This window comes from Rosenbergiella metrosideri (assembly GCF_022602565.1).
GTDB lineage: Bacteria > Pseudomonadota > Gammaproteobacteria > Enterobacterales > Enterobacteriaceae > Rosenbergiella > Rosenbergiella metrosideri.
Genome location: NZ_JALBCV010000001.1, coordinates 260,241 through 286,721, shown reverse-complemented (window position 1 = coordinate 286,721; position 26,481 = coordinate 260,241). Strand labels below are relative to the sequence as shown.

Below are 26,481 nucleotides of genomic sequence, written 5' to 3'. Positions count from 1 at the left end.
CACTGGTGCGTTCTAGTGGACTCGAACCACCGACCCCCACCATGTCAAGGTGGTGCTCTAACCAACTGAGCTAAGAACGCAAACGCTGTAAGTGAACAGCGGGACGAATATTAACGGCAACCTTTGCGACTGGCAAGCAGAAAACATGAAATATCTGCTAAATGGTTGACAACTAATCAGAGCGAAGAGATTTTAGTCGTTTTCAGCACCTTTTAATGCCTCGCTCGGCTTAAGATCACGTCAGCGGGTTTTTTCTGTAATGCGATAATCCGCAACACCATCAAAATCGCCGCAGTAGTCAGACCAATAATAAACCCACACCAGAATCCGGCAGGGCCCATACGCGGTATAATCAGATCAGTCAGCCCTAAAAGATAACCGCTCGGTAACCCTAATAGCCAATAGGAGACGAAAGTGATGGAAAAGATTGCCCGAGTGTCCTTATAGCCCCGCAAAATTCCGCTGCCGATGACTTGCACGCTGTCCGAGCATTGATAAATCGCTGCTAGCAGCATCAGTTGTCCTGCTAGAGTAACGACCGCAGGATCATGATTGTAGAGTCGCGCAATGTCATAGCGAAACACTACGGTGGCAATGGCTGTACAGCAGACAAAACAGAGCCCCACGGCTTGGGATGTCCAAGCGGCAACTTTTGCGCCCTGGGGGGATCCTTGTCCGAGTTGATAACCAACGCGGATAGTGCTGGCGATCCCCATTGAAAGAGGAATCACGAACATCAAGGAACTGAAATTCAGTGCTATTTGATGGCCCGCGACATCAACAATTCCTAACGGCGAGACTAATATTGCGACCACGGCAAATAAAGTGACTTCGAAGAACAGTGCCGAGGCGATAGGTAAACCTAAGGTCACAATACGCTTAATGACCTTGAGGTTAGGTTTGGCCCACCGCTCAGTCGGTCGAATATCCTGTAAGCTTCGGGTTTTCTTGGTCCACGCCCAAAGGACAAAAAACATTAACCAATAGACCGAAGCCGTTGCAACCCCACAGCCTACTCCGCCTAAGGCAGGCATACCAAAATGACCATAGATAAAAATGTAGTTAATGGGAATATTACAGAGCAAACCGATAAACCCAACTACCATGCTCGGCTTGGTTTTAGAAAGACCGTCACATTGGTCGCGAATCACTTGGAAGAAGAGGAAACCGGGTGCTCCCCACATCAATGCATGCAGATACCGTTCCGCGATATCGGCCATTTGGGGATCAATTCCTGACATCGCTCGGATAAAAATCCCTGCATTCCAGATAATCGCGATAACGAAGAGGGAAAGTAGGGCGGCGAGCCAGAGACCTTGCTGGACGTGATTTCCTACCTTATCCCTTCGGCCAGATCCAGCTAAATGTGCGACAGTTGGAGTGATTGCCATCAAAATACCTAAAGCAAAAAGTATTACCGGCAACCAAATTGAGGTACCTACAGCCACCGCAGCCATATCTGTTGCACTCACTGCACCGGCCATGGTGGTATCAACAAAGCCCATCGCAGTTTGCGATATTTGCGATAGAATCACGGGAATTGCCAAAATGAGTAATTGTTTGGCTTCTTCGAAATATTTTTGCAATGGATATCCTTAATATCGGGTTGAATCCCTTTGTTCACTATCATCGCTGAACTGCTTAGATTCATAAAGCAGAAAACATAATTATTTTCCCTCATCGCACCAGCGCGTCATGATAGCGGCTTAATCTGTGATAATCTGAAGTAAAATAAGGGGGAAGAGATGTTTACTGGTATTGTACTCGGCACGGCTGAAATTATTGACATAGATGAACAACCGCTATTTCGAACACATAAAGTCAAATTCCCAGTGGAATGGCTAGATGCCTTGCAGATTGGCGCATCGGTTGCCCATAATGGGTGCTGTTTAACCGTTACCGCGATTGAAGGGAATATCGTAAGTTTCGACTTAATCAAAGAAACCCTTCGCGTAACGAATTTGGGGCAATTAACCCTTGGCGACCGCGTGAATATTGAGCGAGCGGCAAAATTCTCTGACGAGATTGGCGGACACCTAATGTCCGGCCATATCATGGCTCAAGCTTCAGTCTGCAAAATTATTCAATCCGAGCATAACCGTGAGGTCTGGTTTGAAATTAACGATTCAAGCCTGATGAAATATATTCTACATAAAGGATTCATTGGTATTGATGGATGTAGCCTAACAATTGGAGATGTCACTGAACGGCGTTTCTGCGTTCACTTAATCCCTGAAACTTTGGAACGCACACTGTTGTCGGATCGTAAATTAGGCGATTCCGTTAATATTGAAATTGATACCCAGACACAGGCTATTGTCGACACCGTTGAAAGAATGTTGAATAAAAAATAACAATAAAAAAGCTCCCGAGAAAGGGAGCTTTAGATCTAGCGTGCTACGCGCAATCCGCCATCAATCCCGCGACTTAACACCACTTGCCATAACTGGATGTCGCGTGAGCGAAACGCTCCTGCACAAGCATTCAGATAGTAAGTGAACATCCGCTTGAAACGTGGATCGTAACGTTGTGACAATTCAGGCCATGCGGCAAGAAACCTTTCATACCAAGCCATCAATGTCTTATCGTAGTCGGGGCCAAAATTGTGCCAATCCTCCATGACGAAATGCGGTTCACTGTATTGTGCGATGTGATTGACAGAAGGTAGGCAGCCATTAGGAAAGATATATTTATCTATCCATGGATCGACATGAAGATCCGTATGGTTCGACCCAATGGTGTGTAATACAAAGATGCCATCGGGTTTTAGGTTTCTGGCTACTACATCGAAATAGGTCGCATAATTTTTCGGACCAACGTGCTCAAACATCCCGACCGACACGATGCGGTCGAACTGCTCGTTAAGGTCGCGATAATCTTGCAATAAGATTTCAACGTCCAAACCCGCACAACGTTGTTGCGCCATTTTTTGCTGCTCGGCGGAAATCGTAACCCCCTTCACTTTGACGTGATAGTGTTTAGCTGCATATTCTGAGAGCCCTCCCCAGCCACAACCAATATCTAATAACGTCATCCCTGGGTGGAGTTGTAATTTACGACAAATTAGGTCAAGTTTAGCCTCTTGAGCAGATTCAAGGGTCGATGCCGTTGCCCAATAACCGCAAGAATATTGCATATAGGGATCGAGCATTAATGAAAAGAGGTCATTTCCTAAGTCGTAATGTTCTTTGCCAACGATCCACGCACGTTTTCTTGATTGGAGATTGGTGAGTCTCGCGGTAGCGATGCGTAACGTATCTTTAAAGTGTCGGGGGAGTTGATGATCTAATTTATGACGCAGAACCTTGGTGAAAAAAATATCGAGGCGGTCACATTCCCACCAACCATCCATATAACTTTCACCTAACCCTAAAGACCCTTCTTGTAATACGCGTTTAAAAAATTGTTGATTGATGATGCGAATATCACCAGGCCGCGAGCCGTTAATCTGAATATCTGCACTGTCTAGTAACTCTTGTGCAATACGAAACCAATGATCTTCTTTTAAATTAACTTCTTCTATACATGATGTAGACATATGCGTATATCACCTGTTCAAATAACACACTACGCTTGGAAGCGGTTGCATGACTTTCTGGAGAAAGGTAAACAGCTATTCATCAGTGACTACTCGTTATTTTTATAATGCAGTGAATACGTAAAGTTTTGTATGACGTTATCCACCGAATTCAGTATAGGACTGAGTTCGGCAGAGTTCAATAGAGGATCAGTGCGGAATGTGAGAAGCGTTACCGAGCAGATTTGTCGTCCGATGCTTGGTAAAAATAGCCGATCAACGCCAACAACACCGTTGATGCCATAGCGATTACGGTAATGCTGACCACGTGCTCAATTTGAGAAGATACCCAAAGGCTGTACAAAAAACATAACCCAAGTTGAGTAAAGTTTTGTACCGAAGCGGCTTTGCCACTGTGCTCAGGGAATGCTTTTAACGCTTTAGACACCACTATAGGGTAAATAGCACCGTTAGCCATCGCCATTACGCTAAAAGGCACCAGTAGTCGTGTTAACGAGGGAGTCATCCATAAACCCACGACAAGCAACGCAGAGACACTGACCAAGTACGCGAGCAGCAACCAAGGGAGTAGCTGATCGCCGCTAAAACGATTGAGTAAGGCACGGCAACTAAAGCCGCCAATCAAGAAGGTCACGGTTTGCGGGATATAGCTCAAACCAATCTCGCTAGGGCTTAACCCCAATTTTCCCATAATGAAGGGCGAACCCGTTAGCCAAGCAAAAAAACTGGCCGAACAGGCAGCATAGATAATAATATTGCCTGAAAATTGCGGCCGTGACAGTAACCTTTTATAAGGCAGGTTTGCAGTTTCGCAGGGGGCGTGTGAGCGGCCCGATGGCAGAAGATAGAATGTCAGCCCCAATAATACGACACTGATTAAGGTCAAAGTTATAAAGATGGATTGCCAATCACAATGCGTAATCAGCCACGCGCCAATCAGCGGTGCAAGGGCGGGAGAGAGGGCGACGAGCGGCATAATAGTTGCGAACATTTTATGCGCCTTTTCCTTAGGGAAATGGTCAAGCACTAAAGACTGCCAGCATACTGCCGCGGCACAAACTCCGCAGGCTTGTAGAAAGCGGAGAACTAATAAGACACGAGCATCCGTCACCCAAACTACCGCAAAACAACTCAGCGTGAACAGAGATAAACCCCATACTAAGACGGTTCGACGACCAATCTTATCGGATAAAGGTCCCCAGAATAGTTGCGCGCAACAGAAACCGGCTAAGAATAAACTCAGACTAGCACTGACCATATTGGCACTTGTTACCAGATAGTCTTGCATGGCAGTAAATGCCGGGAGATACATATCAGTTGCTAAAAATCCAAGCATGCTTAATAGGGCGAGGTAAACAAAAAAGAGTTTGGGATGTTGCATGGGGCGTCCTAGTCAAAATAATCTGGTAAGTGTAAAAGGATGCAGACTTGTTTGTAAAACGGTAATATTTGCCATCACCATTCAAAATAATTGAAAGCAAGCTATGTGGTCAGAATATACCTTAACTGTTATTGATAGCGTTGCCCGCAATAGTAGCTTTTCCGGAGCCGCTCAGGAATTGCATAGAGTACCGTCCGCAATCAGTTACTCAGTGAAACAAGTGGAGGCGTGGTTAGCGGTCGATCTGTTTGAACGCCGTCATCGCGATGTTGTGTTAACCGCCTCCGGTGAGCATTTTCTTACCGAAGCGCGAAGTGTTATCAAAAAAATGAATAGCACTCGTCAACAATGCCAGCAGCTGGCAAATGGTTGGCGAGGCCGTTTCTCCGTCGCGATTGACAGGATAGTGAAACAGTCGCGCGTCGAGCAACTGGTAGTGGATTTCTATCGTCATTTTCCCGATGTTGAGCTTCATATCAACGACGAAGTTTTTAATGGTGTGTGGGATGCGTTGGCAGATGGTCGCGTGGATATGGCGATTGGCGCTACGCAGGCCGTGCCTGTCACTGAACGCTTTAGCGTTCGCGATATGGGAAAACTTTCTTGGTGTTGCGTGGTCGCCAACGATCATCCTTTACACGGTCAAATCTGTATTGAGGAAGATGATTTACGGCAATGGCCCTCGCTTGTGATCGAGGATACTTCGCGCGTGCTTCCTCGCCGGGATACCTGGACTCTGGATAACCAACGGCGTCTCGTGGTACCCAACTGGCCAGTGGGGATGCGTTGCGTACAAAATGGGCTTTGTGTGGCAATGGTGCCCGCACATATCGCAATACCTTACTTGCAGCAAGGGACGCTTGTTGAATTACCCATAAGCTTTCCGGATAGCCCTTGTTATTTGAGCTGGCGGGAAAATAGCTTTTCACCTGCCTTGCAATGGATTTTGGATTATCTAGGTAATACCGCCACTCTCAATCAAGAGTGGCTAGTGTCGGAAGGTTAACGGCGATAGTCGATGTAAGGGCCATTGATAACGGAGCGACGCTCAACCAGTTGAGGGTGGATCTCGAGGCGTTGGGCTTCATCGCGCTTATTAACGATACGATCGAGCAACATTTCTAATGCCTTTTCGCCTAATTCAATCTTAGGTTGATGAATGGTGGTTAGTGCGGGGCTGAAATAGCGCGAGTTGCGGATATTGTCATACCCGATCACCGAAATATCTTGAGGAACATTCAATCCCTGTTCATTGGCGGCGCAAATCGCCCCCATTGCCATCACATCCCCGCCACAGAATACAGCAGTCGGTCGTTGTTTCTGAGAAAGAATCTGTTGCATGGCTTTGTAACCCGATTCTGATTCGAAATCCCCTTGAACGATCCATTCCTCACGGGGCGTAATGCCCGCATCTTTCAATGCTTTAATAAATCCGGCTAACCGTCCCTCGCCCGTATGGCGTTCCATCTGTCCTGGGATACAACCGATATCGCGATGGCCACGATCCAATAAATAACGAGCGGCTAAATGTCCGCCCGCGAAAGCATTGTCTTCAACAGTATCGGTGAACTGGGCATGAGAACTTCCCCAGTCCATAACCACCATCGGTAGTTGGCTGTGCTCTTCAAGCATTTTTAATAGGGAGTCTGGGTATTCGGCACACATCACCATTAACCCATCGACGCGTTTTTGCGCCATCATCGATAGGTAGGCACGTTGTTTTTCAAAGTCGGTATGGGCATTAGCCAACAATAATGTATAGCCATGCTGGAAACATTTCTTTTCTATCGCTTCTATAATCTCCGCCCAGTATGGGGCCTCGACTGAGGTAGACAATAGACCGATGGTCTTAGTGGTGTTGACTTTAAGGCTACGCGCCACGGCACTCGGCGAGTAGTGAAGAGTGTTTATAGCATCCCAAACGGTTTGCTGGGTTTGTTCCGCAACGAAACGCGTCTTATTGATCACGTGTGAAACAGTGGTAGTGGAAACCCCGGCGAGTTTTGCCACATCTTTAATCGTTGCCATGGGGTATTCTCCTAGGAAAGCGTTTGCGTTTGCGCAACTAAAAATAAAGGGGGTGGATTCTAGCAGGCTGGAGAGGCTAAAACGAGCTTTTTGCGCAACAAGCTGATCGAGTTTACAAATCGTTACATAGGAAGTGGGATAACAGTGTTGGAAATAAAATCCCCGATTAACAGGGATTTTATTGAAGAAGAATAGTGCTAGCGTACAGAGTTTGGTGTCATAACCCGGCGTGCGCCAATGTAGTGCTTCTGCCAGTAGTCGCCAGTGAGGTCGGTAATTTGAATATCTTTACCCGTACGCGGGGATTGAATAAACTTTCCATTGCCGACATAGACACCGACATGGTCTGCTGCGCCACGGCGATGAATACGGAAAAATACCAAGTCACCTTTTTGCAAAGAATTCCTCTTCACTGGTGCTGCATCGCGTAAGTGATACATCTCGTTGGCGGTCCGTGGGATCTTGAATTTCACCAAATCTTTATATGCGTAATAAACCAGTCCGCTGCAGTCGAAACCCGTATGCGGAGAAGTGCCCCCCCATTGATAAGGTTTGCCCAGTTGGTTCATCAATTTATTCATCGCAGTTTGTCGCGCTTTCTGATATTTCTGATGATGGGTCGCACTCATCACCATGGCCGCAGTGTGGGGGGAGGCGATGCGGGTTTTATGACGAGCTAACACTTTCTGGCCTGCATAATATTCTTTCTGAGTGATGCGACTTTTGGCTAGTTTTGAAGATTTAGTTGGGTGTGTGTTGGGTGGGTTTTTTTTTGCAATATGCTTTACTTTATGAGGTTGGGGCTGTTTGTCGCGCTTAGTTGTAGTTTTTAACTGTTTACGTTTGCGACGCGTATCTTCAGCGCTCGCCTTTTTAACTGATTTATGTGCCGTAATATTGAGATGTCGGTGAGGAGCCGCTTCGGCGACAGTGAAAAAGAGTTGCATAAAAGCAAGTATTGAAAGCGTAATTATTAGCCGCATATTTTGTATTTAGTCAGTGATGTACTCAAAAAAGAGTCAGTGAGTAAAAATAACCTCTGACAACGTTGTCAGCCCCAGAACCCATTCTAATCCAGAACTTTTCGAAAAGTTAAGCGGGAATGTAATTAAATCTGTTACTAAGCGTGATTGCGTTAAGTACTTATCTATTAAATCGGCCAGTGCAGGGAAAATTGATTCTATCATTGTGATCTGTATCACATTATTGCTTAGTAATAAGATAATTCCTATCTGATGGCCTTACGCAAAACTCCCCCATCATAGAATTCACACTGAGCGCGTTAAACGGTACACTATAAGAAATTAAGCTGTTGTTGAGGAAGTAAAATGAGCACTCTAGAAAAAATTAAAACACAAATTTCTGAAAACCCAATCCTGCTCTATATGAAAGGATCGCCTAAACTGCCGAGCTGTGGGTTTTCTGCGCAAGCTGTTCAAGCCTTATCAGGCTGTGGTGAACGTTTTGCCTATGTAGATATTCTACAGAATCCAGATATTCGTGCTGAGTTACCCGCTTACGCTAACTGGCCAACCTTCCCACAATTATGGGTAGACGGTGAGCTAGTGGGGGGATGTGACATTATTATGGAAATGTATCAGCGCGGCGAACTGCAATCTCTGATCAAAGAGACCGCAGAAAAGCACCGCGAAGCCGAATAATCAGGCTTACTGATTAGGCAAGTGGTGGGGACGTCTCCACCACTTGTTGTGCATCGTTCACCAATGGCCATCCTCCCAAGCGCTTCCACCTATTCACCAATTCACAAAACAGCGCAGTTGTCTGCTCGGTATCGTAAAGGGCGCTGTGAGCTTGTTCACTATCAAAACTCATGCCTGCACTAATGCATGCTTTTGCAAGTACCGTTTGGCCTAACACTAACCCACTGAGCGCAGCCGTATCGAAGGTGGCGAAGGGGTGGAAAGGGTTGCGTTTTAACCCAGCACGCTGAGCCGCAGCCATGGTAAAGCTGTGATCAAAATGCGCATTGTGGGCCACTATGACAGCTCGAGAACAATCAGCCACTTTCATTCCCTTACGAACCATCTTGAAAATAGCATGCAGGGCATCGTATTCACTCACGGCCTGACGCTCTGGGTCGTTGGGGTTAATACCAGTAAAGGCTAACGCTTCTGGATGGAGGATCGCCCCTTCAAAAGGGGTGATATTAAAATGAATCCTTTGATCTTCAACTAACCAGCCATCTTCATCCATTCGTACGGTGATTGCCGCAATCTCGAGTAATGCATCGGTTTGAGCATTAAAACCGGCAGTTTCGACGTCAATAACGACGGGGTAAAATCCACGAAAACGGTGTTTGAGTAGGTGGGCATTGGCAGTATCTGACATCTGGTTCTCAATAACAGTGAAAATAGTCGGCAAGTATGACAAAAACAGGGCTGCGGTGCAGCCCTTTCACTACGATTAATCGTTATTTAATCCAAGACCTGTATCTTTTTTCTCTATTAATTCGATTTTATAGCCATCGGGATCTTCGACGAAAGCGATAACCGTTTTTCCACCTTTCACAGGACCTGCTTCACGCGTCACGTTACCGCCCGCTTGACGAATACGTTCACAGGTTTCAGCTGCAGAATCGACTTCAAGGGCGATATGTCCGTACCCTTTACCCAAGTCGTAGCTGTCAACGCCCCAGTTGTAGGTCAGTTCCAATATCGCACCTTCTTTCTCGTCAGTGTAACCGACGAACGCGAGGGTATATTGATACTCACTATTCTCACTGGTGCGTAACAGACGCATTCCTAGTACACGGGTATAAAAATCGACCGCACGATCAAGATCCCCAACACGGATCATGGTATGTAAAAAACGCATAAAGCCTCGTTACTTTGCTCGTTAACAGTGAAGTAGGATATCATTTTTTTGTGTGTGGCAAAAACGGATAATCGGTGTAACCGTGCTCATCTCCGCCGTAGAATGACTCCGGATGTTGCGCATTCAGCGCAGCACCTTGCGCAAAACGCTCGACCAAATCGGGATTGGCGATAAAATTGCGGCCAAAGGCTACAGCATCGATGAACCCTTTAGCCAGTAAAGCCTCACCTTTTTCTAGGGTATAGGCCCCTGCACCGATGATGGTGTTGCGAAAGGCAGCGCGTACCGACTGTCTAAATGCGGTGCTATAAGCATTGCCGCCTGCCCAGTCTGGTTCCGATAAATGTAGATAAGCTAATCCGAAACGATCGAGCTGCTCGATAAGCCAAATGGCGTCTTCTTCTTCGTGCGGTCCATTACCCAAGGCTTGAAAGGTACCAACGGGGGAGAGGCGGATACCGATATGCCCAGATCCCCATACGCGCGAGACTGCTTCAATAATTTCGAAGACGATACGTGCCCGTTTTTCACGGCTGCCACCATACTCGTCGGTGCGTTGATTTGACTCTGGTGACAAGAAGGAGTGTAACAGATAGCCATGGGCCGCGTGCAGTTCGAGTAGGTCGAAGCCTGCTTGTTGTGCATTGACGGCGGCTTGCTCAAAATCTTTCACGACTTGTTTAATTTGCGCAACGCTCATCTCTTGGGGATGCGTTGTTTCACTGCGATAGACTTCTCCCTTTTCATTTTTCAATGAGGTTCTAGTCTGAGAAGGCAAGGCAGATGGCGCTTGGGGTGCCGCATTATTAGGCTGTAAAGAAGCGTGGGAAATACGACCGGTGTGCCAAAGCTGAACAGCGATTTTTCCATTATGCGCATGTACCGCATCAGTAATCGCTTGCCATGCAGTCACTTGTTCAGTGGTATGTAAGCCTGGAGCCCCGGCATAACCTTTGGCCTCGAAAGAAATTTGTGTGGCTTCGGTAATAATTAAGCCCGCTGAGGCACGCTGCTGATAATAGGTTTTCATTAAATCTGTCGGGATATCACCAGGCTCAATGCTGCGTAAACGCGTCAAGGGTGCCATAAAAATACGGTTTCGAGTGGTGATTGCACCGAGCTGTAAGGGGGAAAAGAGGGATAATGCTGACATAATACTCTCCTGCAATAATGTGAGGGTTACCACAGAGTAGTTTCCGTTAGGTCATTCGACAAGGGGGTAAGGCCTCCATCGCACAGAACAACAAGTCGGGCCAGTCATCATCGTAAGTAGAGGAGGGTCGATGGCAGAAATTGAGATGTTTTCGCTACTGAATCCTTGCAGAGGGTTATGCTAAGCCAACGCGTGGGGATTGCTTAGGTTAATTTCGAAGCCGATAAGAACGCATTGGCTGGCAAGGTGTTACTGATGCCTAAAAGCTTGATAGCTTACGACTCTGTAAGCTGCGTCAATGCGCCGCGCGGCGTCTTGCTCCGAATACGATAGAGGACATTGGCGGACAAGGGGAGTTATTTTGACGGTTGAGGCGGAACCGAGTAACCCAGTTGGGCCAGCGAACAGTTGAGCCGCCAGAGAATCCCTGCTAAGCGAATTGCCTCAGGATCATGACTTCGCGCCAGATCGGCACATTGAGCCGAGAGTTCCGCCAAGACCGTATCAAGCTGTGAACTGTGTACGCCGCGTTCGCTGATAATCGTTTGTAATACCTGAAAGCATCGGTCACGCTTAGCGTTCAGCTGTGGCGAGCGGGTATGCCAAGACCGTAATTCCCAGACGATATGCGCACTATTCTGTAACACAACCCCCCATCGTAATAACCAGAGCTTTGCCTGAGCCTGTTGGCTAGACTTCAGTTGATTAATGTGAAAATAGAGCCTTGATTCGTAATGATTTCGGCTGGTATGGGGTTTTGGACGCAGCTGATCCAAGAAACCCCGCCGGATGGCTCTGATATGGCGCAGGCTTTTTCGGTCATCGGAACTTGGGCGTATTATAACGAACGCTAACCAAGCAAAGATCACACCGCATACTTTTGCCATATCAGCATTCAGCACTGCACCATAATCCCAAGCGGGCGGGTTACTGACCGAGATGAAGGAGCCCATAAATACTACGATTTGTCCCCAGAGAGCCGCACGCTTAGGGTTCAGTAATTTAAAAAGTTGAAGCGTTACAATGAGTGGAAAGAGTATGAATAAAAAGTGCCACAGTTGCGAGACTTGAATCATTACCGCGAATTTCATTACAAAGCTCAACACACAAAGGATCAGTAAAGTCTTCAAGAGTAAGGTGACGCTGGCGGAGGGGGAAGGGGCCGACGAATAGAGTACACAGGCAATTGCCGTTAAGGTTAATGCCGCGGGGCCCTGTTCCCACTGAGTATAAATTTGGAAGGTACAGCCTATTACGATCGCGAAAAAGGTGCGGCCAGCACTGAGTAGCGCCTCGGCACGATCGGATTCTAAGGCCAATGCGGGAACGCTAGGCGGCGACAAACGTTGCTCCGGTGAAGCACTATCGACCAGCCGAGTCCAACGTTGCACATCTAAATAGACCCAGCAGAAATAGCGAAGGCGACTGACAAACGCAAGTTGACGATAATCGCCTTGGCGTATTTCTGGTGTCAATGTCCGTAATATTATTGCCAATTTATATTTATCACAATCGGGCTGTTCTAATTCTGCTAGCAACATATCAATCGCCTTAAACAGTGCGGGCGGGGCTTCAGGCCAATTGAGTAACATCCTACGCAACCCGGATAATACTCCGGTTAGCCGCAGTTGCTGATGTAGTACATAGTTCAATACCTTATTTTGACGGCGATAGCGATAATGACTCCAATAGGCTTGAATTCGTAATAGATTTGTGGTCAGTATCTGCCCAATCATATTTTCGTGTGCAGTTTGAGCTTTATCGGCTGTTTCTTGATTCAATAACAGCCGTGCATGTTCCAATAATCGAACTTGCATCTGTTTAAGGGTCACCATTAAGGTATCGCCATCGGAGGTGCTAGGAAGCAACATCATCATCAACCCAGCGCTCAAGATCCCGGTTATGGCCTCACAGACCCTGGCTTGCGCAATATCCCAGAGTTGACTGAACTCAGTGATATTGACCGTACTGAAAGCAATCAAGGCTGCGGTGTAACCGGCCAAAGAGAAGGCGTAAGCCACATTATTTTGATGAAGATTCGCAATCCAAGTACAAAACCCTAACCACGTCGCAAAGCTTAAGGTAAATAACCACGGGTCATTAAGAGTATTGCCCGCAATCAAAATTGCAGCTAAAGCACCTATCAAGCTACCAACAATACGACCTAAGCTTTTACTGATTGCGCCGCCTAGGGTTGGAAAGCTGACTACAGCTGCCGAAGTCATGGCCCAATAGGGCTGGTCAAGATCGAGACTGTACGCAAAGCTTAACGCAATGCACATCGCAAACGTGTTACGTAAGGCATAACGCCACTGGCCGCGCGTAGCACGAATCCAAGGTAAATTTTCCCAAGCTAACCCCTGCCAAGACATTAGTGTGATTCCGGATGGATAACGATGGTGCAGGTCGTTCCCGCGACTAACAACTGTTGTTGCGGCAACTCGGTCAACGCGATCCTGACTGGAACGCGCTGAGCCAGTCTTACCCAAGGAACAGTGGGTTTAACATCTGGCACAAGGGAACTGTCTGAATCGACACTCTGATCACTGATGGCTCGACCAATACTTTCGACCCTTCCTTTCAATGCTGCATTGTCACTGTACAGCGTTAAGGTCGCCGGTAATCCAGGACGAATATGCCGCAATTTGGTCTCCTCAAAATAACCGACAACATAGAATGAGTGACTATCCACTAAGGCAAACAGGGCTGAGCCCGTATTGATGTAATCCCCTTTACGCAGATGGAAATTGGTCACCCACCCGTCGACGGGGGCAACGATTTTGGTTTGAGAGAGGTTCCACTCAGCTTGATCTACATTGGCTTTGGCAGCCAGCATGCTGGCTTTCATCGCACTGGCCGACTGGCGGTAGCTATCTTGGTCTTCGGCCGAAATGATATTGGTTGAGAGCTGGGCTCGCCGAGTGGATTCGTGTTCGGCTTTACGTAAATCAGCCTCGCTCTTGGCTAATTGCGCTTGAGCATTTTCTAACGCTATTTGGTAAGGGCGTGGATCTAAGGATAATAATAAGTCCCCTTTATGAACGAATTGGTTATCGGTTACCGGAAGTTCGATCAAGCGTCCTTCGACTTCAGAAGCCACCTTCACCATCTCCGCATGGACCTTACCGTCACGCGTCCAAGGAGATTGCATATAATAATTCCACATCCACCATGCGGCGAGGACCGCTATCGCGAAGGTAAACAAGGTAGAGAAATAGCGTAATGCATTAAATTTCATAATAAGTTGTCCATCATACTATCTCAGTATCGCCAAGGCGGCAGACACGCAGAGGAAGAAAAGCGAGAGGTCTAATAAAGTGGGGTGCCAAACATGACCTGAATACATTTTATCGCGGACAAGGGGATGGATAATCAACCAAAAAAAGAAGCCCAGTAGTACCGATTTGAAGATGGGGGGGAAAAATAGCATGTCACCGACAACCAAGTCAGTTAGGGCTGAAGTCAATGGAAATTGTGACACAGGCATTATTAAATCCCTTATTTAACGATATAACTCTTAAACAAATCGCTTTTATGACCGATACTTATTTGTAATTCCGAAAAGGAAAACGGAAAATAGTCTAAAACTGACTATACTACTTAGCAAACTAATTATAGGTAAAGTTATGGAATCTTCATTGGGGACAGATTTAGCGAGACTGGTGCGTTTATGGCGTGCAATTATTGATAATCGCTTAAAACCACTAGGTTTAACACAGACACTTTGGGTCACATTACATAACATACATGAATTACCTGCTGATCAATCGCAAATCCAACTCGCAAAAGCGATCGGTATTGAACAACCATCATTGGTAAGAACCCTTGATCAACTTGAACATAAAGGGCTGATCGTACGTTCAGCCTGTGCCGAAGATCGTCGCGCAAAACGCATCTCGCTAACGGAACAGGCTGGGCCAATTATCGAACAACTCGAGTCGGTCATTGTGCAAAGTCGTAAGGACATTTTACAAGGTCTTTCCGATCAAGAACGCCAACAATTAAAGAGTTTAATTGCTCGTTTAGAACTGAATATTGTCGAAATTCAAAAAAGTGAGCTGAAAGCTTAAATAGTAGGCACTTATGATATTCAGAATTTATTCACTGACAAAAAAACCCCTCACAAGAGGGGCATGTCAGGTGTCAGGCTCAGTTTTCTGGCTTAACGGCGGGGTGAAACCGTCACTTGGCTGCCATTGGACGCGATGGCTACACGTTGGCCCGGTGAGTAACGCGTTGCCGCTTGTTTCTGAACGACCATGATAGTATTGCCATCGTCTTTGCGGATCTCGAGTTCAACACCATTAGAAGTATTTACCGCACCTTGTACGCCTTGACCAGCAACTCCACCTAAGATCGCGCCGCCCGCTGTGGCTAAGCTTCTTCCTGCGCCACCGCCGATAGTATTACCTAAGAAACCACCAAGTACCGCACCGCCGATAGCTCCGATTGCATTACTGTCGTCACCACCTTGGATTTTCACCGCACGGACGGAAACAAGCGTACCGTAAGTCACAGTTTGTACTTGTTTAGCCTCGTTAGCAGAGTACACATCCCCAGACAGTGAATTGTCGTTTACACATCCTGTGAGGGTCATAGCAACAGTCATTGCTGCGGCAACAGTTGAAAACCTTTTTAACATTTGAAACTCCTTTCAATAGTGAGTGCATTATCAACTCTGCAAGCATCAGAAATCGAATTAAGTATAGTACAATCTACAAAGATGATACTAGTCTAGTAGTCTAGCCTAGAGTGTAGCGATTTAACCTTAACGATAACTCAATATGCTGCAACGATTTTGCTTGTATGAGTCACAGGTCAACAGAAAGCCGATTTTAGGGGAGTGGTCACATGCAAACAGGGCGCTTTATTGGCGTAATGTCAGGAACAAGTTTAGATGGAATAGACGTAGTACTCGCAGCTATCGATCAAAATATTGTGGCGCTGCAAGCGAGCTATTGCCATCCGATGCCATTAGCGATTCGTCAACAAATTCTCAATATTAACCAAGGGCAGTCTGTGACACTGTCACAAGTTGGTCAGCTTGATACCCGCTTGGGGCGCCTATTCAGCGACGCTATTCTTGCGTTAATGGCGCGTGAAGGATTAACCCGGAGGGATGTGGTCGCTATCGGTTGTCATGGGCAAACGGTATGGCATGAACCTCAAGGCGATGCGCCATTTAGTATGCAATTGGGCGACAATAATACTATTGCTACACGCACAGGGATCACTGTCGTGGGTGATTTTCGCCGACGTGATATGGCATTGGGCGGACAAGGGGCGCCATTGGTTCCTGCATTTCACCGTGCACTTCTGACACATCCTAATGAGCGCAGAGTTATTTTAAATATCGGCGGTATTGCCAACGTATCGTTACTGTCACCAGGGGAAGTTGTTAGAGGCTTCGATACGGGACCCGGCAATATTTTGATGGATGCTTGGATGTGGCATCATCATCAACGGCCCTATGATAAAGATGGCCAGTGGGCAAGCTCGGGTCAGGTCAATGCAGCGTTACTCGATACGATGCTAGCGGATCCTTGGTTTCAACGCCCTGTGCCGAAAAGCACCGGCCGCGAATATTTTAACTTCAGTTGGATCGAGAAGACGTTGGCCAATTTTGGCCCGATAGCGGCAGAAGATGTACAAGCCACTTTACTCGCCCTAACGGCGGTTAGCATCACCGATCTGATTAGACAACAGGGTGAGTGGGACCGCTTACTGGTCTGTGGCGGCGGTGGGCACAATAAAGCGCTGATGCAACAGATATCGTCACGAGTCCCAGGCACACAGGTGACGCTAACCGATGAGGTTGGGATCAGTAGTGATGATATGGAAGCTCTGGCTTTTTCTTGGTTGGCCTATCGGACCGTATCAGGATTACCTGGGAATTTACCGGCGGTCACCGGTGCGAAAGATTTTACGGTGTTAGGGGCTATTTACCCTGCTAACCCCCTTGATGAGCGTTAATCAACTAATAGTAGCGAGAGAATGAATAAACCATGAGCCACGCTAACGATCCTTTTGCCAAGTTAACCGATATCCGTCGTGAGTACACCTTAGGGGGGCTGCGTCGTGAGAATTTACCGGATACGCCGATTGAATTGTTCAATCAATGGTTAAAACAAGCATGTGAAGCACAACTCCCCGATCCGACTGCCATGTGTGTGGCAACGGTAGATAATCAAGGTCAGCCTTACCAACGTATCGTGTTACTCAAGCACCTTGATGAACAGAGTATGACGTTCTATACCAATTTAGGCAGCCGTAAAGCCCAACACCTGCAAGAAAATAACCGTATTTCGTTACATTTCCCGTGGTACTTTTTAGAGCGTCAAGTGATGGTGATCGGCCGAGCAGAGAAGCTTCCGGTCTCGCAGGTGCTAACCTATTTCCACTCTAGACCCTTTGAAAGCCAAATTGGTGCTTGGGTTTCTCAGCAGTCGAGTCGTATCTCGGGTCGTAGTGTGCTCGAGACCGCCTTTCAGCAAATGAAACAAAAGTTCCTGCAAGGTGAGGTCCCGCTTCCCAGTTTTTGGGGTGGATATCGCGTCACAATTGAAGCGGTAGAATTTTGGCAGGGTGGAAAACATCGCCTGCATGACCGTTTTATTTATCAAAAACAGGCTGATTGCTGGAAAATTGATCGCCTTGCGCCATAACGCGTAAATTAATGCGTTCAATGCTGGAACCTTTGTGCGTAGCGAATTATTCTATGGCGCTTACTTTATTCGCCGGTGGCGGAAACTGTGTACCAGTTTAGGTGCAGACTGTTCAACGTGGAGTCTTTAATGACCAGTAGTAACCTTATCCAACAATTGCAAGAAAGAGGGCTGATCGCCCAGGTAACGGATGAAAAGGCGTTATCAGAGCGACTGGCACAAGGGCCTATTGCACTGTATTGCGGCTTTGATCCTACCGCAGACAGCTTGCATCTGGGGCATTTGGTGCCACTGCTTTGTCTAAAACGTTTCCAAGATGCTGGTCATAAACCTGTTGCTCTCGTAGGAGGGGCGACAGGGCTCATCGGTGATCCAAGCTTTAAAGCGGCCGAGCGAAAACTCAATACCGAAGATACGGTACAAGAGTGGGTTGAAAAAATCCGCCGCCAAGTCTCACCCTTCTTGGATTTCGATTGTGGAGAGAACAGCGCGATTGCCGCCAATAACTATGATTGGTTCGGCGGGATGAACGTTCTCACGTTCTTACGTGATATTGGTAAACACTTCTCTGTTAACCAGATGATTAATAAAGAAGCCGTTAAACAACGTCTAAATCGTGAAGACCAAGGTATTTCTTACACAGAATTCTCCTATAATCTGTTACAAGGTTATGATTTTGCCTCCCTGAATAAGCAATATGGCGTGGCGTTACAAATCGGTGGTTCAGATCAATGGGGCAATATTACTTCAGGCATCGATCTCACCCGTAGAATGCATCAAAACCAAGTCTTTGGGCTGACGGTACCGCTTATCACCAAATCTGATGGCACTAAATTTGGTAAAACGGAAGGTGGTGCAGTATGGCTCGACCCGATCAAAACGAGCCCTTATAAGTTCTATCAATTTTGGATCAATACCGCCGATGCCGATGTTTATCGCTTCTTGAAATTCTTCACCTTTATGAGTATTGAAGCGATCAATGCGCTCGAAGCTGAAGATCAACAAAGCGGTAAAGCGCCGCGTGCACAGTACGTGTTGGCTGAAGAAGTGACACGCATGGTACACGGTGAGTCAGGGTTGGAAGCGGCGAAACGTATCACTCAAAGCTTATTTGCAGGGACGTTGAGCGATCTTACTGCGAGCGATTTCGCTCAACTCGCGCAAGATGGCATGCCAACGGTTACCCTTAGCGAGGAAGCTGATCTACAACAAGCTTTAGTCTTAGCCGAATTGGTACCTTCTCGTGGTCAAGCTCGGACAATGATTAGCTCTAAAGCCGTTTCGGTGAATGGCGCTAAACAAGAGGATGCTGAGTATCGTTTCACGGACAGTGATAAGTTACATGGACGATATACTTTATTGCGTCGTGGAAAAAAACACTACTGCCTGATTAATTGGGCATAGTTAAAGGGGCCGGTAACGGCCTTTTTTTATTAATAAAATAGACGTACAAATATGAAAAATATCCTAGCGATACAATCCCATGTCGTTTACGGCCATGCAGGCAATGCTGCGGCTGAGTTTCCCATGCGTAGGATGGGCGCTAATGTTTGGCCCTTGAATACGGTTCAATTCTCTAACCATACGCAGTATGGACAATGGACAGGCTCGGTAATGCCTGCTGAGCACCTGACTGATATTGTGCAGGGCATAGCAGCGATCGACCGCTTGAAAACCTGTGATGCGGTATTGAGTGGCTATTTAGGCTCTGCCGAGCAGGGCGAAAAAATTTTAGAAATAGTCCAGCAAGTGAAAGCGGCTAATCCTGACGCATGGTACTTTTGTGATCCGGTCATGGGACATCCCGAAAAGGGCTGTATTGTTGCGCCTGGTGTCGCAGAGTTTCATTGCCAAGTGTCATTACCTGCCAGCGATATCGTCGCACCAAATTTATTAGAACTCGAAATGCTCTCTGGCCGTACTGTTAACGACCTTAATGAAGCCATTGAGGCGAGCCGTTCGCTTATCGCTAAGGGGCCCAAGGTGGTTCTGGTTAAACACCTCTCTCGCGCTGGGCTACGCAGTGATCAATTCGAGATGTTGTTGGTAACAGAACAGGAAGCATTGCATATCCAGCGGCCGTTAATTGATTTTGGAGTAAGGCAGCCGGTGGGAGTGGGCGATCTGACGAGTGGCTTGCTATTAGTCAATCTCTTGCAAGGTAAGCGCTACGATCAAGCCTTAGAGCACATTACCGCTGCGGTCTATGGCGTGATGTTGAAGACGCACAGCATGGGCGAATATGAGCTACAACTGGTCGCGGCCCAAGATGAGATTGCAACGCCAACCCACCATTTCCGTGCGATACCTATCGACACACTCTAACAAAAATGTGACCTTTATCTCATTACTAGAGGTCACATTTTTCAAGTTTTGATAAACATCATCGTCTATCCCTCGAATATCTCCTACACTTTTCCCCACACTAACGCTCATGGAAGAATGGGAATATGCTGGAGCTCTTAAAACAAAAACGACTGCCTATGCTGGATCTTCCGGCGAGTGTACGTCGTAAAATGTGGTTCAAACCTTTTATACAATCTTATCTTGTCGTATTCATTTGTTACATGACCATGTATCTGATTCGCAAGAATTTTAATATTGCACAGAATGATATGGTCACCACTTATGGGTTAAGTTTAACCCAATTAGGATTAATTGGACTGGGGTTCTCAATTACCTACGGTGTCGGTAAAACCTTACTCTCCTATTACGCTGACGGAAAAAACACTAAGCAATTTTTACCCTTAATGCTAATCCTTTCTGCTCTCTGCATGCTGGGGTTCAGTGCCAGCATGGGCTCGGGTTCAGTCGCGCTATGGCTAATGGTGGCCTGCTATTCACTCAGCGGTTTTTTCCAAAGCACCGGGGGGGCCTGTAGTTACTCGACGATCACCAAATGGACGCCACGCGGGAAGCGTGGCACTTATCTAGGGTTATGGAATATTTCTCACAACCTTGGGGGGGCAGGCGCAGCGGGTGTTGCCTTATTCGGTGCACACTTTTTCTTTAATGGACACGTGATTGGGATGTTTGTCTTCCCCTCAATCATTGCGCTGGTGGTCGGCTTTATCGCGTTACGTTTTGGCAATGACTCACCGGAGGCCTATGGTCTGGGGAATACTGAAGCGCTTTTCGATGAGCCTAAGAGCGAAGAGGATGAAGAAGCCGACGACGAAACCTTAACCAAGTGGCAAATATTCGTTACCTATGTCCTTAAAAATAAAGTGATTTGGCTTCTTTGTTTTGCCAATATCTTCCTGTATGTGGTGCGGATTGGTATCGACCAGTGGTCGACGGTTTACGCGTATAATGAACTCAAACTCTCCAAGGAAGTCGCGATACAAGGCTTTACCTTATTCGAGGCCGGCGCCTTAGTTGGTACGCTTCTTTGGGGATTCCTTTCCGATCTGGCACGTGGACGAAGAGCCCTAGTTGCTTGTATCGCACTGGTGTTCATCATCATCACTTTGGGTATCTACCAACGCGCGACAGAAGAGTGGGTGTACCTCGCCTCATTATTCTTCCTTGGGTTTATGGTATTTGGTCCCCAATTACTGATTGGCGTTGCTGCGGTGGGGTTCGTCCCCAAAAAAGCAATTAGCGCGGCCGATGGCATCAAAGGGACTTTTGCCTATTTAGTGGGCGACAGTTTTGCGAAACTGGGATTAGGGATGATTGCTGATGGCCACTCTATTTTTGGTATGACAGGGTGGGCAGGAACCTTTGCAGCTCTGGATGCCGCCGCCATCGGATGTATTGCTATCATGGCAGTGGTGGCGGTGCTTGAAGAGAGAAAAATACGCAGTATCGCCAAGCGAGCCATATCGCGTTAGAGAAGAAAAACCCGTCCTAGGACGGGTTTATTTTTTAAGCGTTGACGTTACGAGTCATGCGTTGCAGTAAGGGGGAAACCAGTAGCATAACTACAGCAATCCCTAAGGTAACCTGACCTATTTGCATAAAGACGCTGCTGTACACATGCAATGACTGCAGTGGGTCAACGACATTCTCAGGAACAGCCATACGGTTTGCGACTTTGCCTGCAATCATAGCGGCCCCTGCAGTGGTTAAGAACCAAGAGCCCATAATAAAGCCCATCAAGCGTTGTGGTACCAGCTGCGCGACCATCGCCAAGCCTAAGCCTGAAATCATTAGCTCACCAATACTCTGTAAGGCGTAGCTTAAGATCAGCCAGTTAACGGAAACAATGCCTTGCTGAGAGGCCATTTTCGCGCCGAGAGGCAATACTAAGAATGCTGCGGAGCATAAGAACATGCCGATGGAAAACTTATAAGGCATCGGCAGGCGGTCACCTAACTTATTATAAATCACAGCTAACAGCGGGCTGGCCAGCATAATCCAGAATGGATTTAACGCTTGGAATTGCTCGGGTTGGAAGCTAAAGCCTAAGATTTGATGCTCAACGTTATGAATGGCAAAAAAGTTTAATGATGTCGGCATTTGCATGTACAGAACAAAAAAGACAATCGCTTCAAGCATCATGATGAAAGCAACGATCATCTTACGACGCTCAGACCCTTTTAATTTCAGGGTTTCTTTTAAAAAGACCAATACAATACCGACAGCGATGACACCCAGTGCCATGCGGGCGATATCTTGGTGATGCAATAACCCGGTCGCCAATGCGATCAGGACGACGACACCGATGAGGGTCATAAATAGCTTGCGCCATTGCAACGGGGCGAAATCTGGTTTTGAACCGTAATCCTTTACCATACCTTGGCAGAAGATAAAGTTAAGTAGGGTGATAACCAAGCCGACCACAGATAGCGAGAATGCCGCACTCCAGCCGTAATGAGCGGCCAGTACCGGAGTCAACATCATCGATACCAGAGAACCGATATTGATCGACATATAAAACATGGTGAAGGCACCGTCGATACGGGGGTCATCTTTCGCATAGCAGGTAGAAAGAAGCGAAGAGGGATTTGCTTTAAATAATCCACTCCCCACGGCAATTGTCGCCATCCCGATATAGACTAAGGCAATTTGATGGCCGGAGAAAGCGATTAGGCTATATCCCAAGGCTAAGACGATCACGCCCAGCATTAACACGCGCTTAGTCCCTAGGACTTTATCACCCAACCAACCGCCAATCGCGACCATGCCATAAACCAGTGCACTGAAAGAAGAGAATAGGGTGATTGAATCGGCTTCCGTCATTCCGAGCTGTTTAACCAGATAAACCGCCATGATGGCTTGTAAGCCATAGAATCCGAAACGTTCCCAGAGTTCGATCGAAAAGATTAGATAGAAAGCTTTCGGTTGTTTGAAAACATTCAAACTCACCTGTTCATTATTATGATGTTGTTTGTTTGCAGTAGACACATAAACCTCGGTGTTGCCAATCCTAAAATAACGCTAGGAATTGCTGTGATACGCGGGATAAACCACGAAGATTTTTCATGTAATAAAATTGATAAGTCGGTAATGTGTCCGATTATCAAAGACAGAGCAAGAGATTTTTCTTATATGGTTAAATAGTAATCTGATAGTGGTAAGAAATGTGATAAAGCTTACACACAGTAGTAAATATTCCCTAAATAAATTAACTAGCAGAAAATATTTTACTCAGTTTTTTCACGGTATTCGCAAAGGTCTTCAATTAGGCAGGCGCCACAGCGAGGTTTACGTGCGATACAGGTATAACGGCCATGCAAAATAAACCAATGGTGGCAATCGACTTTAAATTCAGCAGGCACCACTTTTAAAAGATGTTGCTCAACCAGGTCAACGTTCTTCCCGGGGGCGAAGTTTGTGCGATTTGCCACGCGGAAAATATGGGTATCAACGGCAATCGTTGGCCAGCCGAAGGCGGTATTTAAGACAACGTTAGCCGTTTTACGCCCAACCCCTGGGAGCGCCTCTAGGGCTTCTCGGTTTTCTGGAACTTGCCCCTGATGCTGTTCGACCAAGATTTGACAGGTTTTAATGACGTTAATCGCCTTCGTATTAAATAATCCTATCGTTTTGATATGCTGTTTAACCCCTTCGACCCCTAATGCCAACATGTCTTGCGGGGTGGGGGCTTGGGCAAAAAGCCCCACGGTCGCCTTATTGACGCTGACATCGGTGGCTTGAGCAGAAAGTAATACTGCGATCAGCAACTCGAAAGGAGAGTGAAACACCAGCTCTGTCGTCGGGTGTGGGTCATTATCGCGAAGACGCGTCAAGATTTCCCGACGTTTAAGCTTATTCATCCTGCATGTCCTACTGAGTTGTTGTCTACCACTTGCGCCTGCTGCGCTGCTTTACGTGCACTGGCCTGTTTAGTACGTTGATCAATCAGATACTTCGCCGCGAGCAACATCCCTAAGCCGATAAAGGCACCCGGTGGTAACATTGCTAATAGCATTGGCGAGTCGAAATGGAAGACTTCTACCCGTAACACTTTCGCCCAAGGCCCGAGTAGCTGGTCTGCGCCGTTAAAGATCGTGCCGTTACCGATGATTTCGCGAATCGAGCCTAAGGTCACCATCGCACAGGTTGCTCCCATGCCTATAGCGAAACCGTCGAGGGCAGAGAGGGCGACATTAGAACGCGAAGCAACGGCCTCCGCGCGGCCTACCACGATACAGTTGGTGACAATCAGAGGGATAAAGATGCCGAGAGACTGGTACAACCCATGGGCATAGGCATTAATCAACTGTTGTACGCAGCTCACTACCGACGCGATAATCATGACATAAATTGGAATACGAATTTCGGAGGGCATCCAACGACGGGATAGCGAGATCGCGCTATTGGTTAGCGTGAGGACCAAGGTGGTCGCTAAGCCCAGTCCTAAGGCATTAGTCGCCGTCGAGGTCACGGCCAGTAGCGGGCAGAGGCCTAATAGCTGTACAAGAGATGAGTTATTCTTCCATAACCCACCAATCAGCAGTTCTTTCGCTTCACTCATGGTGTTTTATCCCCACATTTAGGTAGCGTATTAATTTTTTCCCCTAATTGGGCTATTAGGAGCGTAGTACGTTTGGTTTCGTTGACGACCGCACGTGGCGTGATGGTCGCGCCGGTGAATTGATCGAAATCACCGCCATCTTTCTTAACCGCGAAATGGCTATCTTCGGGACCGTGAATACTGACCCCGGCAAAATGGGTAATCCAATCGGAGATACGTAATTCAATTTTATCGCCTAAGCCCGGGGTTTCGTGGTGCTCTGTTACCCGTACGCCCAGCACCGTGCCTGAGAAATTCGCGCCAACCAGCATTCTAATCGCTCCAGAGTAGCCATCTGGAGCGACGGTTTCAATAGCTGCGGCGACCGGTTTGCCGTCTTTCCGCGCGATATAAAACGGATGTTGTTGATTATCTCCAAGAACCGGATTGGTCACCCAATAACACTCCTTTTGTAAGTCGTTATTATACAGGTTAGGGGGAACCACTTGGTCAAGCAGCATTTTCTCTTGTATCGCCATTTGCTTAGCGACGGTGGGCTTGGTCACTTCATTAACCAATGCGGTAACACCGGTCGTTACCGCGGCGAAGATAGCCAATATCACGCCATTTTTACGAATAGAATCGATCATCGGCTATTCCTTACTATGGCCATATACGGCAGGCTGAGTGTAATAATCGATAAGCGGAACGCAGATGTTCGCCAATAATACTGCGAAAGCAACACCATCTGGATAGCCACCGAAGCTGCGGATCAACCAAACGAGCACCCCAATTAACGCCCCATAAAGGAGGCGGCCTCGGTCAGTGGTCGAAGCTGAGATAGGGTCGGTGGCGATAAAAAATGCCCCGAGCATTGTTGCGCCTGAAAAGAGATGAATGACTGGCGAAACTAAACTATGTGGTGAGAAGAACCAGCCTAATGTTGCGCAAATTGCGAGCGAAACGAGAAAGCTAACAGGAATATGCCAGCGGATGGTGTTGGTAGCGAGTAAGTAAAGGCCTCCTAATAAGAAACCGATATTAATCCATTGCCAACCTTGCCCCGCAATAATGCCATGGTAAATAGGTTGCGCGAGCAGATCTTGTGCCGAGTGGCCCGCCCGTAGTCCAGTCTTAAAATTATCCAGAGGTGTGGCTTGGCTAATCCCATCGACACCCATTTGCAACTGCTGCAATGTCAGGCCCGATGCATTATGGCCGGTAAAGATCATCTGCCAGGTTTCTGGCAACGTTAACGTCGAGTGTTGTAAGGCTTCAGGGGGGAGCCAACCCGTCATTTGGACTGGAAACGAGATAAGCAACACGACATAACCGACCATCGCTGGATTGAAAGGATTCTGTCCCAGCCCGCCATATAACTGCTTAGCGAAGATCATACAGAAAGCGGTTCCGATAACAATCACCCACCATGGCGCTAAGGAAGGGATACTGACGCCTAATAGAAACGCGGTCAGGAGGGCAGAATTATCGGCAAGGGTTGGCAGGACGGGTTTTTTACGCAGGCGTAATACGGCCGCCTCACATCCCCAAGCAACGATGGCAGCGATGGCTATTTGGATTAAGTTTCCCCATCCAAAGTAGAACCACTGGGCAAAAAGTCCAGGAATGGCTGCAAGCAAGACCAACGTCATAATACGATTTGTACTACGACGGTTATGAGTGTAAGGAGAGCTAGCGATGCGAAAAGCCATTTAATCCTCTGATACCGATGTAGGGGGTGATGTCTGGGGTGAACATTGACCACCAGTCACTTTTGGTTTGTCGTCCGTTTCTTCTGCCTGAGCCGCACGTTTTGCCTTGGCGCGGGCGATGGCCGCGGCGACCGCAGCTTTGCGCGGGTCGGTCTCAGTCGAAGCGACCTCAGGTTCGCTGACTGCCTCTTCTGCCTGAGCCGCACGTTTTGCCTTGGCGCGGGCGATGGCCGCGGCGACCGCAGCTTTGCGCGGGTCGGTCTCG

Annotated in this window: 26 protein-coding genes, 1 tRNA gene and 1 pseudogene; 9 read left to right on the top strand and 19 right to left on the bottom strand. The window is 47.4% G+C overall.

The features are described from left to right. Positions 1-3: 3 nt before the first annotated feature. Together MKR94_RS01375 and MKR94_RS01370 are read right to left on the bottom strand one after the other, a co-directional pair. A tRNA-Val gene (locus MKR94_RS01375) sits at positions 4-80 on the bottom strand. A 132-nt stretch (positions 81-212) separates the two neighbouring features. Continuing rightward, the gene (locus tag MKR94_RS01370) at positions 213-1,586 is read right to left on the bottom strand and encodes an MATE family efflux transporter (protein ID WP_241645118.1); all 1,374 of its coding nucleotides are present in this window, start codon (positions 1,584-1,586) and stop codon (positions 213-215) included. Between the two features lie 159 nt (positions 1,587-1,745). On the opposite strand from MKR94_RS01370, the gene MKR94_RS01365 reads away from it, so the two are divergent. Further along, a complete protein-coding gene (locus MKR94_RS01365; protein WP_241645117.1) occupies positions 1,746-2,354 on the top strand; it encodes a riboflavin synthase subunit alpha in 609 nt (202 codons plus the stop codon). Between the two features lie 35 nt (positions 2,355-2,389). Here MKR94_RS01365 and cfa read toward each other — a convergent pair whose 3' ends face one another. Both cfa and punC read right to left on the bottom strand, forming a co-directional pair. After that, positions 2,390-3,538 (bottom strand): cyclopropane fatty acyl phospholipid synthase, encoded by a 1,149-nt coding sequence (gene cfa, locus MKR94_RS01360; protein WP_241645116.1) that lies wholly within the window; start codon positions 3,536-3,538, stop codon positions 2,390-2,392. 211 nt (positions 3,539-3,749) lie between these two features. Then, a complete protein-coding gene (gene punC, locus MKR94_RS01355; protein WP_241645115.1) occupies positions 3,750-4,919 on the bottom strand; it encodes a purine nucleoside transporter PunC in 1,170 nt (389 codons plus the stop codon). A gap of 103 nt (positions 4,920-5,022) precedes the next feature. Between punC and punR the strand changes: the two genes are divergently transcribed. Next, on the top strand, positions 5,023-5,925 hold the full coding sequence (punR, locus tag MKR94_RS01350; protein ID WP_241645114.1) for a DNA-binding transcriptional activator PunR: 903 nt from the start codon (positions 5,023-5,025) through the stop codon (positions 5,923-5,925). Here the strand turns inward: punR and purR are convergent. Beyond that, positions 5,922-6,947: an HTH-type transcriptional repressor PurR gene (gene purR, locus MKR94_RS01345; protein WP_241645113.1), complete on the bottom strand. Its 1,026-nt coding sequence runs from the start codon at positions 6,945-6,947 to the stop codon at positions 5,922-5,924. The two genes, punR and purR, sit on opposite strands and share 4 nt — an antisense overlap. A 197-nt stretch (positions 6,948-7,144) precedes the next feature. After that, positions 7,145-7,930 (bottom strand): C40 family peptidase, encoded by a 786-nt coding sequence (locus MKR94_RS01340; protein WP_241645112.1) that lies wholly within the window; start codon positions 7,928-7,930, stop codon positions 7,145-7,147. 345 nt (positions 7,931-8,275) lie between these two features. Between MKR94_RS01340 and MKR94_RS01335 the strand changes: the two genes are divergently transcribed. Next, the gene (locus MKR94_RS01335; RefSeq protein ID WP_241645111.1) at positions 8,276-8,608 is read left to right on the top strand and encodes a Grx4 family monothiol glutaredoxin; all 333 of its coding nucleotides are present in this window, start codon (positions 8,276-8,278) and stop codon (positions 8,606-8,608) included. Positions 8,609-8,621: 13 nt separating this feature from the next. On the opposite strand, the gene rnt is transcribed toward MKR94_RS01335, so the two are convergent. The 6 genes from rnt to MKR94_RS01305 form a co-directional block, all read right to left on the bottom strand. After that, the gene (gene rnt / locus MKR94_RS01330; protein ID WP_241645110.1) at positions 8,622-9,296 is read right to left on the bottom strand and encodes a ribonuclease T; all 675 of its coding nucleotides are present in this window, start codon (positions 9,294-9,296) and stop codon (positions 8,622-8,624) included. A gap of 75 nt (positions 9,297-9,371) precedes the next feature. After that, positions 9,372-9,782 (bottom strand): lactoylglutathione lyase, encoded by a 411-nt coding sequence (gene gloA, locus MKR94_RS01325; protein ID WP_241645109.1) that lies wholly within the window; start codon positions 9,780-9,782, stop codon positions 9,372-9,374. Positions 9,783-9,822: 40 nt separating this feature from the next. After that, positions 9,823-10,935, bottom strand: coding sequence for an N-ethylmaleimide reductase (nemA, locus tag MKR94_RS01320; RefSeq protein WP_241645108.1), 1,113 nt, complete (start codon positions 10,933-10,935; stop codon positions 9,823-9,825). A gap of 356 nt (positions 10,936-11,291) precedes the next feature. Next, positions 11,292-13,307, bottom strand: a complete 2,016-nt coding sequence (locus MKR94_RS01315) for an FUSC family protein (RefSeq protein WP_241645107.1) — start codon at positions 13,305-13,307, stop codon at positions 11,292-11,294. Continuing rightward, on the bottom strand, positions 13,307-14,173 hold the full coding sequence (locus MKR94_RS01310) for an efflux RND transporter periplasmic adaptor subunit (RefSeq protein ID WP_241645106.1): 867 nt from the start codon (positions 14,171-14,173) through the stop codon (positions 13,307-13,309). The genes MKR94_RS01315 and MKR94_RS01310 overlap by 1 nt, the downstream gene beginning before the upstream one ends. A gap of 18 nt (positions 14,174-14,191) precedes the next feature. Beyond that, on the bottom strand, positions 14,192-14,422 hold the full coding sequence (locus MKR94_RS01305) for a DUF1656 domain-containing protein (protein WP_241645105.1): 231 nt from the start codon (positions 14,420-14,422) through the stop codon (positions 14,192-14,194). A gap of 139 nt (positions 14,423-14,561) precedes the next feature. On the opposite strand from MKR94_RS01305, the gene slyA reads away from it, so the two are divergent. Then, positions 14,562-15,005, top strand: a complete 444-nt coding sequence (gene slyA / locus MKR94_RS01300; protein ID WP_241645104.1) for a transcriptional regulator SlyA — start codon at positions 14,562-14,564, stop codon at positions 15,003-15,005. Positions 15,006-15,097: 92 nt separating this feature from the next. Here the strand turns inward: slyA and MKR94_RS01295 are convergent, their stop codons facing one another. Further along, positions 15,098-15,577 carry an outer membrane lipoprotein gene (locus tag MKR94_RS01295; protein ID WP_241645103.1) on the bottom strand — a complete coding sequence of 160 codons (480 nt, stop codon included), beginning with the start codon at positions 15,575-15,577 and terminating at the stop codon, positions 15,098-15,100. A 209-nt stretch (positions 15,578-15,786) separates the two neighbouring features. Here MKR94_RS01295 and anmK point away from each other — a divergent pair, with 209 nt between their 5' ends. The 5 genes from anmK (at position 15,787) to uhpT (ending at position 21,436) form a co-directional block, all read left to right on the top strand. Further along, complete coding sequence (gene anmK / locus MKR94_RS01290) at positions 15,787-16,908, top strand: anhydro-N-acetylmuramic acid kinase (protein ID WP_241645102.1); 1,122 nt, start codon at positions 15,787-15,789, stop codon at positions 16,906-16,908. A gap of 32 nt (positions 16,909-16,940) precedes the next feature. Further along, entirely contained in the window at positions 16,941-17,600 is a 660-nt protein-coding gene (gene pdxH, locus MKR94_RS01285) for a pyridoxamine 5'-phosphate oxidase (RefSeq protein WP_241645101.1), read from the top strand. A gap of 129 nt (positions 17,601-17,729) precedes the next feature. Further along, on the top strand, positions 17,730-19,004 hold the full coding sequence (gene tyrS / locus MKR94_RS01280; protein WP_241645100.1) for a tyrosine--tRNA ligase: 1,275 nt from the start codon (positions 17,730-17,732) through the stop codon (positions 19,002-19,004). A 51-nt stretch (positions 19,005-19,055) separates the two neighbouring features. Further along, positions 19,056-19,925, top strand: a complete 870-nt coding sequence (gene pdxY, locus MKR94_RS01275) for a pyridoxal kinase PdxY (RefSeq protein ID WP_241645099.1) — start codon at positions 19,056-19,058, stop codon at positions 19,923-19,925. Between the two features lie 125 nt (positions 19,926-20,050). Next, on the top strand, positions 20,051-21,436 hold the full coding sequence (gene uhpT, locus MKR94_RS01270) for a hexose-6-phosphate:phosphate antiporter (RefSeq protein WP_241645098.1): 1,386 nt from the start codon (positions 20,051-20,053) through the stop codon (positions 21,434-21,436). 34 nt (positions 21,437-21,470) lie between these two features. On the opposite strand, the gene dtpA is transcribed toward uhpT, so the two are convergent. The 6 genes and pseudogenes from dtpA to MKR94_RS01240 all read right to left on the bottom strand — a co-directional run. Continuing rightward, entirely contained in the window at positions 21,471-22,952 is a 1,482-nt protein-coding gene (gene dtpA / locus MKR94_RS01265) for a dipeptide/tripeptide permease DtpA (RefSeq protein WP_241645097.1), read from the bottom strand. A 239-nt stretch (positions 22,953-23,191) separates the two neighbouring features. Continuing rightward, positions 23,192-23,824 carry an endonuclease III gene (gene nth, locus MKR94_RS01260; RefSeq protein WP_241645096.1) on the bottom strand — a complete coding sequence of 211 codons (633 nt, stop codon included), beginning with the start codon at positions 23,822-23,824 and terminating at the stop codon, positions 23,192-23,194. Next, a complete protein-coding gene (locus MKR94_RS01255) occupies positions 23,821-24,525 on the bottom strand; it encodes an electron transport complex subunit E (RefSeq protein ID WP_241645095.1) in 705 nt (234 codons plus the stop codon). The genes nth and MKR94_RS01255 overlap by 4 nt, the downstream gene beginning before the upstream one ends. Further along, positions 24,522-25,154: an electron transport complex subunit RsxG gene (gene rsxG, locus MKR94_RS01250; protein WP_241645094.1), complete on the bottom strand. Its 633-nt coding sequence runs from the start codon at positions 25,152-25,154 to the stop codon at positions 24,522-24,524. The genes MKR94_RS01255 and rsxG overlap by 4 nt, the downstream gene beginning before the upstream one ends. A 3-nt stretch (positions 25,155-25,157) precedes the next feature. After that, the gene (gene rsxD / locus MKR94_RS01245; RefSeq protein ID WP_241645093.1) at positions 25,158-26,216 is read right to left on the bottom strand and encodes an electron transport complex subunit RsxD; all 1,059 of its coding nucleotides are present in this window, start codon (positions 26,214-26,216) and stop codon (positions 25,158-25,160) included. After that, positions 26,217-26,481: pseudogene (locus MKR94_RS01240) on the bottom strand (electron transport complex subunit RsxC); the annotation flags it as partial. It lies immediately after the preceding gene.

Coding starts and splice junctions, on each gene's coding strand:
- purR (WP_241645113.1), bottom strand. CDS start 6,947: ATGGCAACGATTAAAGATGTGGCAAAACTCGCCGGGGTTTCCACTACC.
- MKR94_RS01365 (WP_241645117.1), top strand. CDS start 1,746: ATGTTTACTGGTATTGTACTCGGCACGGCTGAAATTATTGACATAGAT.
- MKR94_RS01305 (WP_241645105.1), bottom strand. CDS start 14,422: ATGCCTGTGTCACAATTTCCATTGACTTCAGCCCTAACTGACTTGGTT.
- nth (WP_241645096.1), bottom strand. CDS start 23,824: ATGAATAAGCTTAAACGTCGGGAAATCTTGACGCGTCTTCGCGATAAT.
- slyA (WP_241645104.1), top strand. CDS start 14,562: ATGGAATCTTCATTGGGGACAGATTTAGCGAGACTGGTGCGTTTATGG.
- anmK (WP_241645102.1), top strand. CDS start 15,787: ATGCAAACAGGGCGCTTTATTGGCGTAATGTCAGGAACAAGTTTAGAT.
- nemA (WP_241645108.1), bottom strand. CDS start 10,935: ATGTCAGCATTATCCCTCTTTTCCCCCTTACAGCTCGGTGCAATCACC.
- gloA (WP_241645109.1), bottom strand. CDS start 9,782: ATGCGTTTTTTACATACCATGATCCGTGTTGGGGATCTTGATCGTGCG.
- MKR94_RS01310 (WP_241645106.1), bottom strand. CDS start 14,173: ATGAAATTTAATGCATTACGCTATTTCTCTACCTTGTTTACCTTCGCG.
- MKR94_RS01340 (WP_241645112.1), bottom strand. CDS start 7,930: ATGCGGCTAATAATTACGCTTTCAATACTTGCTTTTATGCAACTCTTT.
- punC (WP_241645115.1), bottom strand. CDS start 4,919: ATGCAACATCCCAAACTCTTTTTTGTTTACCTCGCCCTATTAAGCATG.
- tyrS (WP_241645100.1), top strand. CDS start 17,730: ATGACCAGTAGTAACCTTATCCAACAATTGCAAGAAAGAGGGCTGATC.
- MKR94_RS01315 (WP_241645107.1), bottom strand. CDS start 13,307: ATGTCTTGGCAGGGGTTAGCTTGGGAAAATTTACCTTGGATTCGTGCT.
- punR (WP_241645114.1), top strand. CDS start 5,023: ATGTGGTCAGAATATACCTTAACTGTTATTGATAGCGTTGCCCGCAAT.
- MKR94_RS01295 (WP_241645103.1), bottom strand. CDS start 15,577: ATGTTAAAAAGGTTTTCAACTGTTGCCGCAGCAATGACTGTTGCTATG.
- rnt (WP_241645110.1), bottom strand. CDS start 9,296: ATGTCAGATACTGCCAATGCCCACCTACTCAAACACCGTTTTCGTGGA.
- cfa (WP_241645116.1), bottom strand. CDS start 3,538: ATGTCTACATCATGTATAGAAGAAGTTAATTTAAAAGAAGATCATTGG.
- pdxH (WP_241645101.1), top strand. CDS start 16,941: ATGAGCCACGCTAACGATCCTTTTGCCAAGTTAACCGATATCCGTCGT.
- MKR94_RS01335 (WP_241645111.1), top strand. CDS start 8,276: ATGAGCACTCTAGAAAAAATTAAAACACAAATTTCTGAAAACCCAATC.
- pdxY (WP_241645099.1), top strand. CDS start 19,056: ATGAAAAATATCCTAGCGATACAATCCCATGTCGTTTACGGCCATGCA.
- uhpT (WP_241645098.1), top strand. CDS start 20,051: ATGCTGGAGCTCTTAAAACAAAAACGACTGCCTATGCTGGATCTTCCG.
- rsxG (WP_241645094.1), bottom strand. CDS start 25,154: ATGATCGATTCTATTCGTAAAAATGGCGTGATATTGGCTATCTTCGCC.
- MKR94_RS01255 (WP_241645095.1), bottom strand. CDS start 24,525: ATGAGTGAAGCGAAAGAACTGCTGATTGGTGGGTTATGGAAGAATAAC.
- rsxD (WP_241645093.1), bottom strand. CDS start 26,216: ATGGCTTTTCGCATCGCTAGCTCTCCTTACACTCATAACCGTCGTAGT.